General features: G+C 46.4%; 16 protein-coding genes. 2 read left to right on the forward strand and 14 right to left on the reverse strand.

Annotated elements, in window-relative coordinates; genetic code table 11:
* Window positions 1-14 precede the first annotated feature (14 nt).
* The 3 genes from BO18_RS03680 to BO18_RS03690 all read right to left on the reverse strand — a co-directional run bounded on the left by BO18_RS03680 (window position 15) and on the right by BO18_RS03690 (window position 4,128).
* Window positions 15-1,835 (reverse strand): DUF5722 domain-containing protein, encoded by a 1,821-nt coding sequence (locus tag BO18_RS03680; protein WP_034443683.1) that lies wholly within the window; start codon window positions 1,833-1,835, stop codon window positions 15-17.
* Between the two features lie 31 nt (window positions 1,836-1,866).
* Window positions 1,867-3,192, reverse strand: coding sequence for a replication-associated recombination protein A (locus BO18_RS03685; protein WP_034443685.1), 1,326 nt, complete (start codon window positions 3,190-3,192; stop codon window positions 1,867-1,869).
* 81 nt (window positions 3,193-3,273) lie between these two features.
* A complete protein-coding gene (locus tag BO18_RS03690; protein ID WP_051688480.1) occupies window positions 3,274-4,128 on the reverse strand; it encodes a ComEC/Rec2 family competence protein in 855 nt (284 codons plus the stop codon).
* A gap of 114 nt (window positions 4,129-4,242) precedes the next feature.
* On the opposite strand from BO18_RS03690, the gene BO18_RS03695 reads away from it, so the two are divergent.
* Entirely contained in the window at window positions 4,243-4,671 is a 429-nt protein-coding gene (locus BO18_RS03695; protein WP_034443688.1) for a hypothetical protein, read from the forward strand.
* Window positions 4,672-4,736: 65 nt separating this feature from the next.
* Here the strand turns inward: BO18_RS03695 and BO18_RS03700 are convergent, their stop codons facing one another.
* From BO18_RS03700 to BO18_RS03750, 11 genes are all read right to left on the reverse strand, one after another.
* Complete coding sequence (locus BO18_RS03700) at window positions 4,737-6,176, reverse strand: MATE family efflux transporter (protein WP_051688481.1); 1,440 nt, start codon at window positions 6,174-6,176, stop codon at window positions 4,737-4,739.
* 18 nt (window positions 6,177-6,194) lie between these two features.
* A complete protein-coding gene (gene sfsA / locus BO18_RS03705) occupies window positions 6,195-6,866 on the reverse strand; it encodes a DNA/RNA nuclease SfsA (protein WP_034447001.1) in 672 nt (223 codons plus the stop codon).
* Between the two features lie 10 nt (window positions 6,867-6,876).
* Entirely contained in the window at window positions 6,877-7,830 is a 954-nt protein-coding gene (locus BO18_RS03710; protein WP_034443691.1) for a TIGR01212 family radical SAM protein, read from the reverse strand.
* Window positions 7,820-9,142: a GTPase HflX gene (gene hflX / locus BO18_RS03715; protein WP_034443694.1), complete on the reverse strand. Its 1,323-nt coding sequence runs from the start codon at window positions 9,140-9,142 to the stop codon at window positions 7,820-7,822. Before hflX ends, BO18_RS03710 begins: the two co-directional genes overlap by 11 nt.
* Window positions 9,143-9,164: 22 nt before the next feature.
* Window positions 9,165-10,202, reverse strand: coding sequence for an aldo/keto reductase (locus BO18_RS03720; protein ID WP_034443696.1), 1,038 nt, complete (start codon window positions 10,200-10,202; stop codon window positions 9,165-9,167).
* Window positions 10,203-10,217: 15 nt separating this feature from the next.
* Window positions 10,218-10,982 (reverse strand): hypothetical protein, encoded by a 765-nt coding sequence (locus BO18_RS03725; protein WP_034443699.1) that lies wholly within the window; start codon window positions 10,980-10,982, stop codon window positions 10,218-10,220.
* Between the two features lie 23 nt (window positions 10,983-11,005).
* Entirely contained in the window at window positions 11,006-11,860 is an 855-nt protein-coding gene (locus tag BO18_RS03730; RefSeq protein ID WP_051688482.1) for an SMP-30/gluconolactonase/LRE family protein, read from the reverse strand.
* 142 nt (window positions 11,861-12,002) lie between these two features.
* Window positions 12,003-12,506 (reverse strand): type 1 glutamine amidotransferase domain-containing protein, encoded by a 504-nt coding sequence (locus BO18_RS03735; protein ID WP_034443702.1) that lies wholly within the window; start codon window positions 12,504-12,506, stop codon window positions 12,003-12,005.
* 51 nt (window positions 12,507-12,557) lie between these two features.
* Window positions 12,558-12,716, reverse strand: coding sequence for a rubredoxin (gene rd, locus BO18_RS03740; protein ID WP_034443705.1), 159 nt, complete (start codon window positions 12,714-12,716; stop codon window positions 12,558-12,560).
* A gap of 261 nt (window positions 12,717-12,977) precedes the next feature.
* On the reverse strand, window positions 12,978-13,454 hold the full coding sequence (ybaK, locus tag BO18_RS03745) for a Cys-tRNA(Pro) deacylase (RefSeq protein WP_034443708.1): 477 nt from the start codon (window positions 13,452-13,454) through the stop codon (window positions 12,978-12,980).
* A 20-nt stretch (window positions 13,455-13,474) separates the two neighbouring features.
* Entirely contained in the window at window positions 13,475-14,452 is a 978-nt protein-coding gene (locus BO18_RS03750; RefSeq protein WP_034443710.1) for an acyltransferase family protein, read from the reverse strand.
* Between the two features lie 169 nt (window positions 14,453-14,621).
* On the opposite strand from BO18_RS03750, the gene BO18_RS03755 reads away from it, so the two are divergent.
* Window positions 14,622-14,897, forward strand: a complete 276-nt coding sequence (locus tag BO18_RS03755; protein WP_185752342.1) for a hypothetical protein — start codon at window positions 14,622-14,624, stop codon at window positions 14,895-14,897.
* Window positions 14,898-14,901 lie beyond the last annotated feature (4 nt).

Here is a 14,901-nt window from a genome sequence, read left to right on the forward strand (position 1 = left end):
TCCTCCACTACGAACTAAAAGGTCTTCCCAACTATATCATAGGCAAAAGATATTGCTTCGCTTCTTTTGTCTGTGTCGATGTATTTGAAGGTATTCCAGATCTGTTTCTTACTGCCACCGGTGGTCTGAAGTCCCAGAGCAAGGCCAAGAGCCGCTATCTCGTCTGCCGCATCCGTCTGCCTTGAGAGCATAAGGGCATCAATATAGCCGTTCTGCTCCATCTTCACGTAGGCATAGGCAAAGGCTGCTGCCTGGAGAGCCTGACCGGAGGTTGAAGAATAACCGATCTCACTAAGAATGATGGATCTTACATTTCCTGATGTATCAAGCATAAAGTCCTTTTTCATGTAATTTGTCAGAACCTCTATGTTATCCATGGTGATGCAAGGTGTAGATTCTGTGTGATTTACATACTTTGAGGACTTCCAAAAAGCTGTATTACCGTTAGGGAACGAGTATGGGTGGGCAGCCAGGCCCCAGTCAATGTTGCCATACTCCGACAGGGATTTTGCAAAGATGTCCAAAAGGTCTTTTGCATCATAATCTCCTGTCTTCTCGGTATTATAGGTCCAGCGCTGGTCCACGGACATGTAAACCTTGGCTGCTGAATTCTGGCTAACGACGGAGTTGTAGAACACCCTGAAGGCTCTGGTAAAGGCGATGGTGTAGGTGTTTACATCCGTGTATTTCATGTAATTATACTCTCGTCTGGCATTAACTTCATTGGCAAAAATCCACATACTTACATTGCCATGACCTGATCCTGAGTATCGATTTGCCAAAAAGCTTCCAACAGCTGCAATAGCCTTGACGCCTCTGTCTTCCGCAGCGTTGAACATGTAATAGGGCGCTGTAGAGCCGCTTCTTGCGCTTGGATGAGTAAACTCGGGATATGTGGAGGTGCTGGCATTGTTAAGCACGATTGCCGCAACATCAATACCCATGTGGTTGAGACGCTTGAACAGATTGTCATAATCGTTCATGATCTGGGAGTTGAAATGATAGGTAACTCCCCCGTAGGTATAAGGGATTCCCCCGGAAGTAACAAGGATGTGACTTAAGGGAATATTGTAGGTAGCGTACTCGCAGCCAAGCTCAGAAAGCTCATTGATACGCAGAGGATCCGGAAGTATTCCCTTAATGGAATCATGTGGCATCCCTGCGTAGCAGTAGCCTGCGCAGGCCTCAGGGTTTGTAATGTACTTTGCGTGGCTGACGGTGACATACTCGTCATTTAGCTTAACTGCGACCTGGAACTTGGAGAACAGTCTTGAGTTTGCTGTGCCCTTATTAAGATCCAGGCTAAAAGAGGTATCATCACTCTTATATATTTTGTCGATGGGCTCACTGTCTTCAGAAAGAGAGTCCTCGTAGGTAGCTTCCTCAAAAAGGTAATAGTACTTGTCGTCACTCTTCGGGATGCCCTCGGACTTTACAGAGATCTGCACCCTGGAGGAATCCACGATCCTGCTCTCGATTGTGGCAAACTCTGCTGTGTTTTCAGGAGTCATATCCACCATGGCAGGACGCATAGAAAGAGCTTTCGATACCTCTTTTCCTGCCGCTATAATGGCGTCAATGGTGTCGGCGCTGATATATTCGGAGTTCTTCTCCTCTTCAGCCTCCAAAGAAGCCTCAAAGATTGCCTCCTGCTCTTCCTCGGTGGCAGTTTGCTCCTGAGACACAGCGTTGTTCTTGCTGCTAATAAGGAGCCAGGTCACCAGGGTTCCAACCAATATAAGCGAAGCCAGAGCACCGGCGCCGGCGTATATGACTACTTTTCTGTTGTGGCGAGCCTTTTTACCTGTGTATCTTTTGCGTTTTTTGTTTTCCATTTATCCCTCATAAAATAAACAAAGCGCTTTATTATTGATCTCTTTCACGGAGTCTTTTCATATGCTCCTTGATCCTGACTTCATAGCCATTCCCCGAAGGGCTGTAGAACTCTTTTCCATTGAGCTCGTAGGGCAGATACTGCTGTTTCACATAGTTGTCAGGGTAGTCATGTGCATACTTGTAGCCAATTCCATGGCCAAGCTTTGCTGCTGACTTATAATGAGCATCCTGAAGATGTGGCGGGATTGGGAGATTTCCCGTCTCCCTCACTGTAGCAAGGGCGTCGTCTATGGCAACAATGGATGCGTTGCTCTTTGGCGCAGTAGCGATATAGGAAGCTGCCTGGGCCAGTGTTATCCGGGCTTCCGGCATTCCGAGCCTCTCAACTGCAAGAGATGCTGCCACTGCTACCTGAAGCGCCTGAGGATCTGCATTTCCCACATCCTCTGAGGCACAGACCATCATACGCCTTACTATGAATTTAGGATCCTCTCCTGCATTAAGCATCCTTGCCAGGTAATAAACCGCAGCATCAGGATCTGAACCACGCATGCTCTTTATAAAGGCTGAGATGGTGTCGTAGTGGTTATCGCCGTCCTTGTCGTATCTGGCGACCTTCTTCTGTATACATTCCTGGGCCACCTCTCTGGTGATATGGATAAGCCCGTCTTCACTTCTGTCTGTGGTGAGGATGCCCAGTTCAATGGCGTTCAGCGCATGTCTCGCATCCCCGTCAGCGATATCCGCCAAAAACTCCTCAGCGTCTTTTTCAAGAACCGCCTTATAGGCTCCCATGCCACGCTCTGTATCTGTAACAGCCCTGTTCAGCAATATCTTGATATCATCGCTGGTCAGTGGCTTAAGTTCGAAAATAATGGACCTGGAAATAAGCGCCCCGTTCACCTCAAAGTAAGGATTCTCAGTGGTAGCTCCCACAAGAACCACAGTTCCATCCTCAACAAATGGAAGAAGATAGTCCTGCTGCCCCTTATTGAAGCGGTGTATCTCGTCGATGAAAAGAATTGTCTTCTTCCCATACATTCCCTGGTTATCCTTGGCCTTATTCACCACCTCTTCCATGTCCTTTTTGCCGGCAATGGTGGCATTGATCTGTGTAAATTCTGCTTTGGTGGTATTTGCGATGACCTTCGCCAGGGTGGTCTTACCTGTCCCCGGAGGTCCATAAAGAATGATGGAACTTAACTTATCTGCCGAAATTGCACGATAAAGAAGCTTGTCCCGGGCTATAATGTGCTGCTGCCCAACAACCTCATCAAGGGTCCTGGGGCGCATCCTGGCGGCAAGCGGAGATTCTTTTTCCATATTGCTCTCGCGCATATATTCAAATAAGTCCATAGCATAACAATTCTACTATTTTTAGGCAGAAATTGGAAGGGTAGTTTTCTGATGGCGTGGGAGCATCCTAATCTCTTGATCTTACTGAGTAATAGTGATGTCTGTAGATGTCATTTCTATGGTAATGGTGCCATCGCGAGTCAAATAGGTAGTAACGGAGTTCTGGGCGAGGATATCCAGTACCTCCTGGTCTTCCGGGTCTGATTTACTTGAGGTTATGATGGCATATTCAGGATTGACATATTCGATGAGGGCTGCAGAGTTTTCTGCATATCTTCCGTGATGAGGGACCTTGAGGATTGTGGACTGAAGGTCTTCTGTAGCCAAGAGTTCTTCTATTCTCTCTGCCTCCGCATCTCCTGCAAAGAGCATGGAATTCTCTCCAAGAGTCACTTTGATTACAATAGAAGAGTTGTTGCTGGTCTTTTCAGAGTACTTTTTTCTGGCAGGTGGATATATGGTAAAAGAAATATCTCCTACATGAAAGGATGTAACCTCAGACACTTCTGTTTCCTGAAGGCCTGCATTTTTCAAAGCAATCAGGTAGTTAGTGATATCGTCTGATACCTTGCTGTGATAGGTGGTGTATACAGTTCCTACTTCAAAATTATCCAGGATGTGATCTGCTCCGCCTACATGATCCTTGTCGAAATGAGTTATGATCATCTCGTCAATTCGTGTGACGCCCTGTTCATTCAGAAAATTCAGAAGCCTGTCAGACTTACTGTCAAGACCAGTATCTATGATGGTCACGTGATCCTCAGTCATCAGAATAAAAGCATCCGCCGCTCCTGCTTTAAGGCAAGTGATGGTGAGCGTTGTTTCTGCATCATTGTTCTGGCCGCATCCGCTACATAAAGTTGAAATTAGCAGCAGCATAGCAAAGAAAAGCGCCTGTATTTTATGATGTTTACTTGTCTTTTTTGTAATAAGCATTCGTGATCCTCTTTTGACATATCCACAAAGGAAGCCTATAATCTTTTAAGTTATAAGAATACTATATATCAAAAACTTAAAAGCAACATTAAAGAAATGTGAAAGGATAATAACATGAAAGCCGCTAAGTCATTTGCCATAACACTCGCAGTCATTCTTGCCATAGGTGGAATCTTCCTTGTAGGCAAGAATTCAATAAAGAAGGATGTTGAAACAACAGTTGAAGCTACCGAAACTGCAAAGGTCACCAGGAAGTCTACTGCTAACCCTATCAAGAAGGCCATTGTCAGTGAAGCCCTTGATACATATGTTGAGCAGAAAGGCGGCGTAGTAAAAGAGGTTGTTGATTCCATGTCAGAAGAGGACAAGGATACAGTAACCGAGATCATCGCAGACAACGTCAGCATAGATTCTATATCAGATGTTCAGTCCTACATCTCTAGCGGAGACTCAGCAGGCCTTATGAAATATGCTCAGGAGAACCTCTCCGAGGAAGAGCAGGCGGAACTTCTGGAGATCATGGCCAAGTACGTAACTCCATAAGATAGCAAACCATAGTTTAAGGTTGAGTGAAGAGGCCCAATGCGAACAACGCAAGGGCCTCTTTTTTATGCGTTCTTAACTATGTTTCTTACCCAGACTCCGCTTCGTACAAGGCAGAAGCCGATGATGCATTTCAGCAGTTCGGAATAGGCCACGATCATAAAGATGTTCAGGGCCGGAAGATTCGTAAATCTGCTGAGGATATATGCTGTAGGAACTGAAATTGCCCAGGCAAAGCAGCTGTCAAATATGAAGGTGATAGCTGTCTTTCCGCCGGACCTCATGGTGAAGTAGGAAACATTCGCGTAAGAATTTATGGGCATTGCTGTTGCCACAACCAAAATGCAACTGGTTGCGAGATGCCTGATTTCAGGGGTTGTGTTGTAGATCTGCGGAATTATTGGTGCTGCCAAAGCCAAAAGAGATCCCATTACAAAGGTGCTCATGATGCTTAATGATGCCATTCTCCAGGCACATCTTCTGGCTGAAACCAGCCTGTCTGCCCCAAGTTCCTGCCCTACTATGATTCCCGTAGAGTTTCCAATGGACAAAAATACCTCGTTGAATATCTGGGATATAGTACCACTGATATTCATGGCTGCTATAACGTGAACGCCTCTTACTGAGTAGGCCTGAAGAAGGCTAGCCTGGGCAAGGCTCCACAAAAACTCGTTGCAAAGAAGGGGCAGACACTTGGACAGTATGGGCCATATCAGCGTTACAGGAATCTTAAAGTTGTGGTACAGCCCCTTAAAGAATCCATACTGTGAACCCGGCCTGTGGGCTCCGATAAGCACAATGGCGAATTCCACAAATCTTGAAATAACAGTTGCTATCGCAGCACCTCTGACCTCCAGTCGTGGGAAGAACCCTACACCGAAGATAAGAAGTACATTGAACACAAAGTTCACCACCATGGCGATCATACTGGCCACCATGGGAAGCGTTGTCTTTCCCGATTCTCTCATGGCGCTGGCATAAACCTGGGTCAGACTGAAAGGAATCAGTCCGATCATCATGATCCTGAGGTATGCTACAGCCAGTCCCATAATCTCCAGCCGGTCAGCCTGGGGCGTATCAGCAGTGATATACAAGGATATAAGGTTCGATCCGAAGTTAAAAAAGATAACTCCCGCGATCACCATGATCACAATGGCATCCAGCAGTTTAAACCTTATGGCGTAGCGCACTCCGTCCATGTCACCTTTTCCAAAGAACTGGGTGCTGAAGATTCCAGCTCCTGCCAGTGATCCCCAAATGCAAAGGTAAAAGACAAACAGAAGCTGATTCACTACTGCCACCGAGGACATGGAATTGGTTCCAAGCTGCCCCACCATGACATTATCTAATAGTCCCACCACGTTACTTAAGGTGTTCTGAATGATCATGGGAACAGCCACCATGGCTACTCTTCTGTAAAATGCTGCATCTCCAAAGACACACTCTTTTAACGTAAACTTATATTTAATTGCTTCTTCTCTGTTGCCCGTCTCAAATCTAGTCATATTTATTCCATACTTATCCTATATCTTAATTGAAATATTATCATTTATTATAAGCTCGTCAGCTGAAACGGCGCAAGGAAGGTGAAGGATCTCCACTCCTGCATTCTTTGCCTCGTGAAACGCTTTAGCGAACTCAGGGTCTGTTTCTTCGTTAGGCCTGACTTCATAGATGCCCTCTCCCTGGATCACGAAGGCAACTATGGTCTTATAGCCTTCCTTAAGAGCTCCCGTCAGTTCTCTCAGATGCTTTGCTCCACGCTCCGTTGGCGCATCAGGGAAGTATCCCACTCCGTCTCTGAACAAAGTACAGCCCTTGACCTCCATGAGAAACCTTTCATCGCCTTTCTCCATATAGAAATCAATCCGTGAATTTCCATACTTGTACTCTGGCTGAACCTTGTCATAGGTACCAAGCCCCAGAAGCCACTCCTTTACCACCGCATTTGGTGCCTGGGAATCTATGTTGATTATCCTTCCGTCCTTTTCTACTGCAATAAGATCGTAAGGTGTCTTCCTCTCCAGGTTTGCAGCTTTTTCCAGATACACTGTGCAGCCGGGGATCAAAAGTTCCCTGCATCTTCCGGTGTTCTTAACGTGGACCGTCAGTTCTTTTCCCTCGAGAAGCACCCTTGCAATGAATCTGTTGGGTCTTTCTATGAACTTTGCGTCGCAAACCTCGCTATACTTCAAATCATTTCCCTCATTCAAGAATATCTCTGGTCTTCTTTGTCAGCATGTTGAGAACTCTCTTTTTATCAAGGCTCCAAAGAGGCGCAACAAGTAGCCTCCGGGGCCCATCTCCTGTCATCCTGTGCACTACAGTCTCTTTTGGTAAAAGAGCTATCGCCTTCGCCACAAGATCGGTATACTCCTCCATTGTCATAACGTGGAAAGCTTCTTCGCCCCGCTCTTCGTAGTCCCTGCATATATCAGTACCTTTGATCACCTGGAGGTTCTGGATCTTGATGCCATCAAGAACAGGTGAAATATCCGACAAATAACAAATAGTATTTAGCATATCTTCAGGTGTCTCACCCGGAAGTCCAAAGATCACATGAATAACAACCGTTATTCCAATTTCTTTGAGTTTACGGTAACTTTCCTCGAAGGTCTGCAGCTTATATCCACGCCTGATCTGCCTGGCAGTAGCCTCATGGATCGTCTGAAGCCCCAGTTCCACCCAAACCGGTTTTATGGCCTGCAGCTCTTTTAACATTGAAAGGACTTCGGGGCCAAGACAGTCAGGCCTTGTTCCGATGGAAAGCGCCACTATGTCATCACGGCTTATAGCCCTTAGATACAGCTTTCGAAGCCTGTCCACGTCGCCATAGGTGTTTGTGTAGGACTGGAAGTAAGCTATGAATTTACGGGCATCCGTCTTCCTGCATACAAGCTCCTTTGCAGCATTAATCTGGGCATCTATGTCTGTGCCTATTGAAGCAAACTCCCCGGAGCCGCCCTCTGAGCAGAAGCTGCAACCACCGGTTATGACCTGGGTTCCAGGGACTTTCTCCCCAATGTAGTAATCATCTCTTTTGCTGTCATAACAAATACTCCCGTCTCTATTGGGGCATCCGCACCCGGAAGAGAGGGAGAGTCTGTAAACCTTTTCGCCGTATGTTTTCTTAAGATAGGTTGATAATTTAACCGGCATCTATGAAACCTTCAAATCTTCCAATGTCACGCTGGTCTAAAAGAGCTATGACCTTTATTCCCTCAGGCAGATACTCCGTGCTCTGAACCAGTCCGCGCTTTTGCAGTTCGCTTAAAGCTGCTGCCTCAGAATAAGGAAGGAGCATTTCGCACTCTGTGTGCCTTTCAGATATCTTTTCCTCAATGAGATCCACCAGTGCTTCCAGGCTGTCGTCCTCCTTGGCGCAGATGTAGATCCTGTCACCGGAAGCCCTTGGAACTTCTATGGCAAGACGCCCGCTTTCAAGCTGCTCGTTCCGCACCACGTCTGCCTTATTGAAGACGTATACGATTGGAATGTCCTCAACGCCTATCTCCGCGAAAGTGTCACGGGTCACGTCCATGTGCCAGCGGTACTCCTCATCAGAAAAGTCCACTACTTCAAGGATCAAATCCGCATACTTCACCTCTTCAATGGTGGACCTGAAGGCTTTTACCAGAGAATGGGGGAGCTGGCTTATGAAGCCGACGGTATCAGTTAAAAGAAATGGTCGCTTTCCTTTAGGTTCTATACTGCGGACAGAGGTATCCAGTGTTGCAAAGAGCATGTCCTTTTCCAGAACCTGCTTCTCCTCGTTGTCATCACCGTAGAGGCGCAGAAGGTTGTTCATAATGGTGGACTTTCCGGCATTGGTATAGCCTACTAGGGACACCTTGGGAACCCCTGAATTTAAGCGCCTTCCTCTCTGGGTACTGCGCTCCTTTTCAACGCCCTCCAGCTCTCTTCGAAGCTCCGCCATGCGATGCTCGATACGCCTTCTGTCCAGCTCAAGTTTCTTTTCACCGGCACCCTTGTTGGAGAGCCTTCCGCTGCCGCCGCCCTGCCTGGAAAGAGAAGTCTTCATATGGGCAAGACGAGGCAGCATGTACTGAAGCTGTGCATATTCCACCTGAAGCCTTGCCTCCCTGGTCTTAGCTCTTTTGGCAAAGATCTGCAGGATAAGACCGGTCCTGTCCATAACTTCTGTATCCAGGGCCTTTTCCAGGTTCCTGGCCTGCATTGGAGCCAGGGAATCGTTAAAGATGATCACGTTTGCATCTACCATATCAAGGGCTGATGCGATTTCCTCCACCTTTCCGCTGCCGATGTAGGTGCTCCTGTCTGGAGCCGGCAGGTTCTGAGTTGTGGTAAGCGCAACTTCAATATCAAGGGCCTGGGCCAGTTCCTTCAGCTCCACCATGGATCTGTCAAAATCAGACTGGGAGCTGCCTGTGTTAAGCCCCACCAGCACAGCCCTTGTAATGTAGTCTTCATTTTCGTTAGTTAAGTACATTAAATATCTCCGGTTATTTCTTTTAATTTACTTTGCGATTTCCTGCAAGGACCTCGCGATAGTCCTCCAGATTCTTCCGAAGAAGTGTGGGTATCTGCAGCTCGTATGGGCACTTGGAGAGGCAGGCTCCGCAGCCGATGCAGTCCTCAATTCTGTTCATCTCTGTCTGCCAGTATTCCCCTAACCAGCCCTCGCTTGGAGCACGTCTTAGCATCAGTGACATGCGGTTGCAATTGTTGATCTGAATGCCAACGGTACAGGGCATGCAATATCCGCAGCCACGGCAAAAATCGCCCATTAGCTCTTTTCTCTCAGCCTCAACAAATGCCTTAATCTCCTCATCGTAGGTCGGGGTCTCATCCATGAAAGCAAGCCATTCTTCAAGCTCAGACTCTCTTTGGATTCCCCAGATGGGAACTGCGCCGTCAAACTGGCTTACGTAAGCCATTGCCGCCTTAGCATTTGTGATAAGGCCGCCCGCAAGGCCCTTCATGCAGATAAAGCCAACGTTATTGGCATTTGCAAGCTTCACCAGCTCTGCCTCCTGATCAGAAGCCAGATAACTGAAGGGATACTGAACCGTCTCGTAAAGCCCTGACTCTATCAGCTCCCTGGCGATTCCCAGTTTATGCGCTGTTCCGCCGATGTGACGGATCTTGCCCTGTTCCTTTGCCTTAAGCATGCACTCGTACATGCCTGTGCCATCTCCCGGCTTCCAGCACTGTCCCATAAGGTGGAACTGGTAAATATCGATATAATCGGTCTTTAAGTTGTTCAGCGAAGTTTCCAGATGCTGCCAGAATTCCTCGGGAGTCTTGGCTCCAGTCTTAGTTGCGATTATTATCTCATCTCTTTTAACATAGCCATCCCCGAAAGCCGCACCAACCTTGACTTCGCTGTCAGTATAAGCCCTGGCGGTGTCAAAAAAGCGCATTCCGCCTTCGTAGGCCCTTCTTAGTATCTTAACTGCCTCATCCTGAGACACTCTCTGGATGGGCAGCGCGCCAAAGCCGTTCTGAGGGACGGTTATGCCCGTACGTCCAAGTGTAACATTCTTCATAAGCAATCTCCTTTTTTAGTTTCCCAGGTACTTCATGATATCTTCTATCGATAGCTCTTTTCCTGTCCTGGCCTTGTAGATCTCCTCGAATGACTTGCCCTGGTCTTCGGGATTCAGGTCAACGTCTCTTGCCTTTGTCTTAAAAGAGCTGTCGTCTGAAAGAAAAACATAGGCGATATTGTGCTGAATCCACTCGTATGCCATGTCCTCCGGAGTCCTGTAGGAAACCAGGTCACTGCCATGGATTGGGTGCTCCTCAATAAGAGCCTGACAGATAATGGTTATATCTGCCTCATTGGTTATCCTGTAGGAATTATAAATCTTCCAGTTATCAGAGGTGTAGAGCGCCTTAAAGGTCTCGCCATCGTACATGAAGGTATAGTTCTTGCCATTGCCGTCAACGTCAGTAAGGGCGATGTCTTCAGGGGAAGTCAGTAACCCAGCTTCGTCCGAAGTTTCTTTTGCCGAATCATCTGTAGTTGATTGGCCCATCAGCGCACTCCCCGCCTCTGCTGCGCTTATAGCCTCGCTAGCTGCGTTCTTGACGTCTTCATTCTTTTCTTTAAAATAATCTTCAGCTCCTAAAGTGTGCTCGCTGATGGTCTCTACAGACTTCGACAGCTCTTCCACCGCAGCAGACACATTTTCCTTCAGCTCGTCCTTGGTTTCTGTGATGGCCTCTTTCTGATCTTCAGACAGATTCAGCCGCCCACAGCCTGATAGCTGAGCTGTAAGGGTTAATATGCAAATTGATAGGATTGTAATTGTAGTCTTTTTCATAAATACTAATTCCGGTCATTTCTTCAGATATCTGCGTAGTCCGGTGCGCAGCCCTTCACATCTACCTTGCAGGAAAAGACATATCCATCGCACTCACCTGATAGTCCGTCACCGCTGCTTGTGATAAGAAGCGTATCCAGATTATCACCGTAAAAGCAGCAGGAGGTTGTGTGCTGTGCAGGCACGTTCACAACTGCTAACAGTTCTCCTGTCACGATGCTTCTTTTCTCAATCCTGCTGCCGCCCCAGACAGCCACCCACAGATTATCCTCGCTGTCGATGCACATTCCGTCCGGAACTCCGTCTTTTACCTCAAAGAGTACCTTCCTGCCTGAAATATCTCCCGTGCTCTCGTCAAAGTCATAGGCAAATATGGCATTATAGGGCGAATCAGAAAAGAAAAATCGACTCCTGTCGGCGCTCCAGGCCAATCCGTTGGATATCCTTGTGTTCTCCTGTATTACTTTAATGCCGTTCTTGTCCAGGCAAAACAAGTTTCCTGAAGGTTCGTGTCCATCCTGCCACACTGATGAGCCAAGGAAAAGGCGCCCTTTGGGATCCGCTTTTGCGTCATTGGAGCGCTGATGAGGCTCATAACAGTCAGTCATGTCGCGGATCTTCGATATTTCTTTTCCCTTATAAATAAAAAGCCCGTCGGTTCCGCAAACCACATATTCACCGGGATTCTTCCCAGGAACAGCTGCTCCGATCTGCTGTCCGAAGTCTGTACATTCAAGATCATCCGTCTGGGAAAAGACATATAGCTTACCGGCAATGATATCCACAAATGAGCACTTCCCGGTCCTTGGGTCATAAAATGGCGACTCCCCAAGAAGGTATTTGGTCTTAATAAGGGGTTCTGCAGTAAAGGTCTTCATAGCGCCTCCATTCTGTTTTTATGACAGTTCTGCGATGGGAGGACACAGAGCCGGAACATAGTGGCCGCCCTGTGGCTCGTCGCTCTCCTGGGTGTGATCATCGATGTACACGCCCTTTTCAAGGTTCCAGGTGCGATGGTATTTATTTCTTCAAAAATTCCACCAGGGCCTTGTTATACTCCGGGATATCCGGTGGACGCCTTGCGGATATGATGTTACCGTCCACAACCACAGCCTCGTCAAGCCAGGTAGCACCTGCGTTAGTCATGTCATCCTTTATTCCCGGAGTGCTGGTAACCTTTCTGCCCTTTAGGACGTCAGCAGATATCAGCACCCATCCAGCATGGCAGATCTCGCCAATTAGCTTGCCATCTTCGTTCATGCTCTTTACGATTTCAAGAACCTTTGGGAAACGCCTTAGCTTGTCCGGCGCCCAGCCACCCGGCACAAGAACGCCATCGTAGTCTTTTGGGTTCACCTCATCAAAGGTTTTGGTGGCCTCACAGTGAACGCCGTATTTGCCTCTGTAATCGCCCTTTTTCTCTGCTACCAGGTCAACCTGTATGCCCTCTTCCCGTAGGCGCATAACCGGACACCACAGCTCTAAATCTTCAAAATCATCGCTGACTAACTGAATTATCTTCATCGAAGTCCTCCTATATTAAATGAAGCAGCTCAACCGAGCTGCTCCATGTTCTTAAGCTTCTGCTGAAAACTGATCTTTACCTACGCTGCAGAGCGGACAAGCGAAATCCTCCGGAAGATCTTCCCACTTGGTTCCGGGAGCAATGCCGTTATCCGGATCCCCTGCTGCCTCATCATAAACATATCCACAAACATTACATACATACTTCATAGCCAGTTCTCCTTTCCTGGTGATTCTGGTTAATGGTTCCGCTGCCAATTAGTTGCTTCAATGGTACATGTATTACGAAGTCGAAGACTTCGGTGTACATACATAGATTGTATCAATTTATGGTGGTTTAATGCAAGACACGACGGCATAATTATGCGAAAAAGAAATTATGGCACTGGCATCGTTCTGCGTGACTCTGGTCGGTGATATTCGCCCGGGTTAACCAAGGCTGCATTTAATCGCCTGATTGCATCTGACGGATTACTCCGCGATGTCGGCGAATTCGAGTCTTACCACGCTCTGAAGATCAGCGGGTGATAGCTCCACCTGAAAGCCCACTTTCCCGGCACTTACAAATATCTTTTCCATCCCCTTAGCTGTCTCGTGCACAAAAGTTGGAAACTGCTTCTTCATCCCAACCGGTGAGCATCCCCCATGAACGTACCCCGTCAGCGGCAAAAGATCTTTCTGCTTTATCATCGCAATCGACTTCTCCCCTGCTGCCTTAGCTGCCTTCTTAAGATCCAGCTCCGCCTTCACAGGAATCACAAACACATAGTAGCCTCCGCTCTTCCCCTGCGTCACCAGGGTCTTGAACACCTTATCAGCATCCTCCCCCAGCACCTTTGCAATCTCCTCGCCGGTCATAGTGGCATCCGGCTCATAGGAATGACTTATATACGCTATTTTCTTGCTGTCTAAAACACGCATTACGTTGGTCTTGTCGTTGTTTTTCATGAATTAATTCCCTTCAACTTTTACGCCTTCAATAATACACTTGAAATTCGATTCATAACAGCGTGATATAATCTGGCACAAAACTCATTTCCAAAAAGGAGGCACACAATCGCTGAGAAAAGCGCTGCAAGTCCCACGCACACGCGACCATTGCTGATACTATCTGGGAAAGCTTTAATAAGCGCTCGAAATATACCTGAGTGGATAAGAAAGATAATAATACTGTTTTTTCCAATCGTTGAAATAATACATTTTTTGTCTGTTATGACCATAACCAGTCCTGCTATGCATACAAATCCTGTGACCAAGATAAGCAACCGTTCTCCGGCTGGCGCTATATCTGATGTTTTGTCGTATGGCAAAGACATATGCAACGCAGATATCTCAACTCCAAGTATTTGAATCAGTATCAAAGCTCCACACGCAAAAGCAAGAGCCAAAACAGCATATCCCTTATTAAGGCTCCTTACTTTTTCTATATATTGCTCAGGGATAAGAAAGCCTGCCAAGAAAAAAGGAAAGAAGCAGAACGTTCTTGAAAGGGACATAAACACTTCCATTCCTGTAAATCCTACATACAAAGAAATCAACACAGATAACCAGAATGCTCCCTTAAACATTGAAAATGGTTTTACCATTATCTTCCACATGAACAGGCTAAGTAAAAACCAAAGGGTCCACCTTGGATACAGGATTCCCGCAATACTACCACCAACACTCCCTCCAAAGTCAATCAGACCATATATGAAATTAAACAATAAATAGGGTATGAGGTAATTGCTTATGGTTTTCTTATAATAATTCTCAGAATCACACTTTTTTGAAAAGTATCCCGAAATAAAAACAAAAACAGGCATATGGAAAAGATATATAAAAAAATCCAAGTATCTAGTAACCAGGTCATCTTGCCATGAAGCGTACATTGCTTCAATGAAATGACAGAACAGTACCAGAAAGATCATTATGCCCTTTAAATTATCGAATCTATAATCTCTCAAAGAAAAAACCTCGTTTTCCTTTTACATTTAGGTACCATAAATACTCAGAAAGGATTTTTAATGCAAACAAATAATTTAATATCAGTTTCCCACATCACAGAAGATGCGGCAAGGAAAAAAGCTAACGGAAATGCTAAAATATATCTTATCAGGAGAAAAGCCGTCAACTTTGAATAACGACATTGAAGCCATTGTTACACAGGTAAAGAAAAAACCGGAGGTAACCATTAACTATATGAAACAGTGGGATAGAGAAGATCATATTCGTACTGATGTCAAACTTGAAGCTGGATTAGGATTTATTCTTTTCAGTCGTAGTCATAATATTCCTGATGAAGACATTCGCTCTCACCTCAAGGCTCAGATGCAATTATTGCCTTATGAAATCGATGATCTCTTCAAGCAGGCTGATGCTGAAAAAGAAGCTGTTCTGGCAGAACAATAACGTA

It is taken from the genome of Butyrivibrio sp. AE2032, from assembly GCF_000702965.1.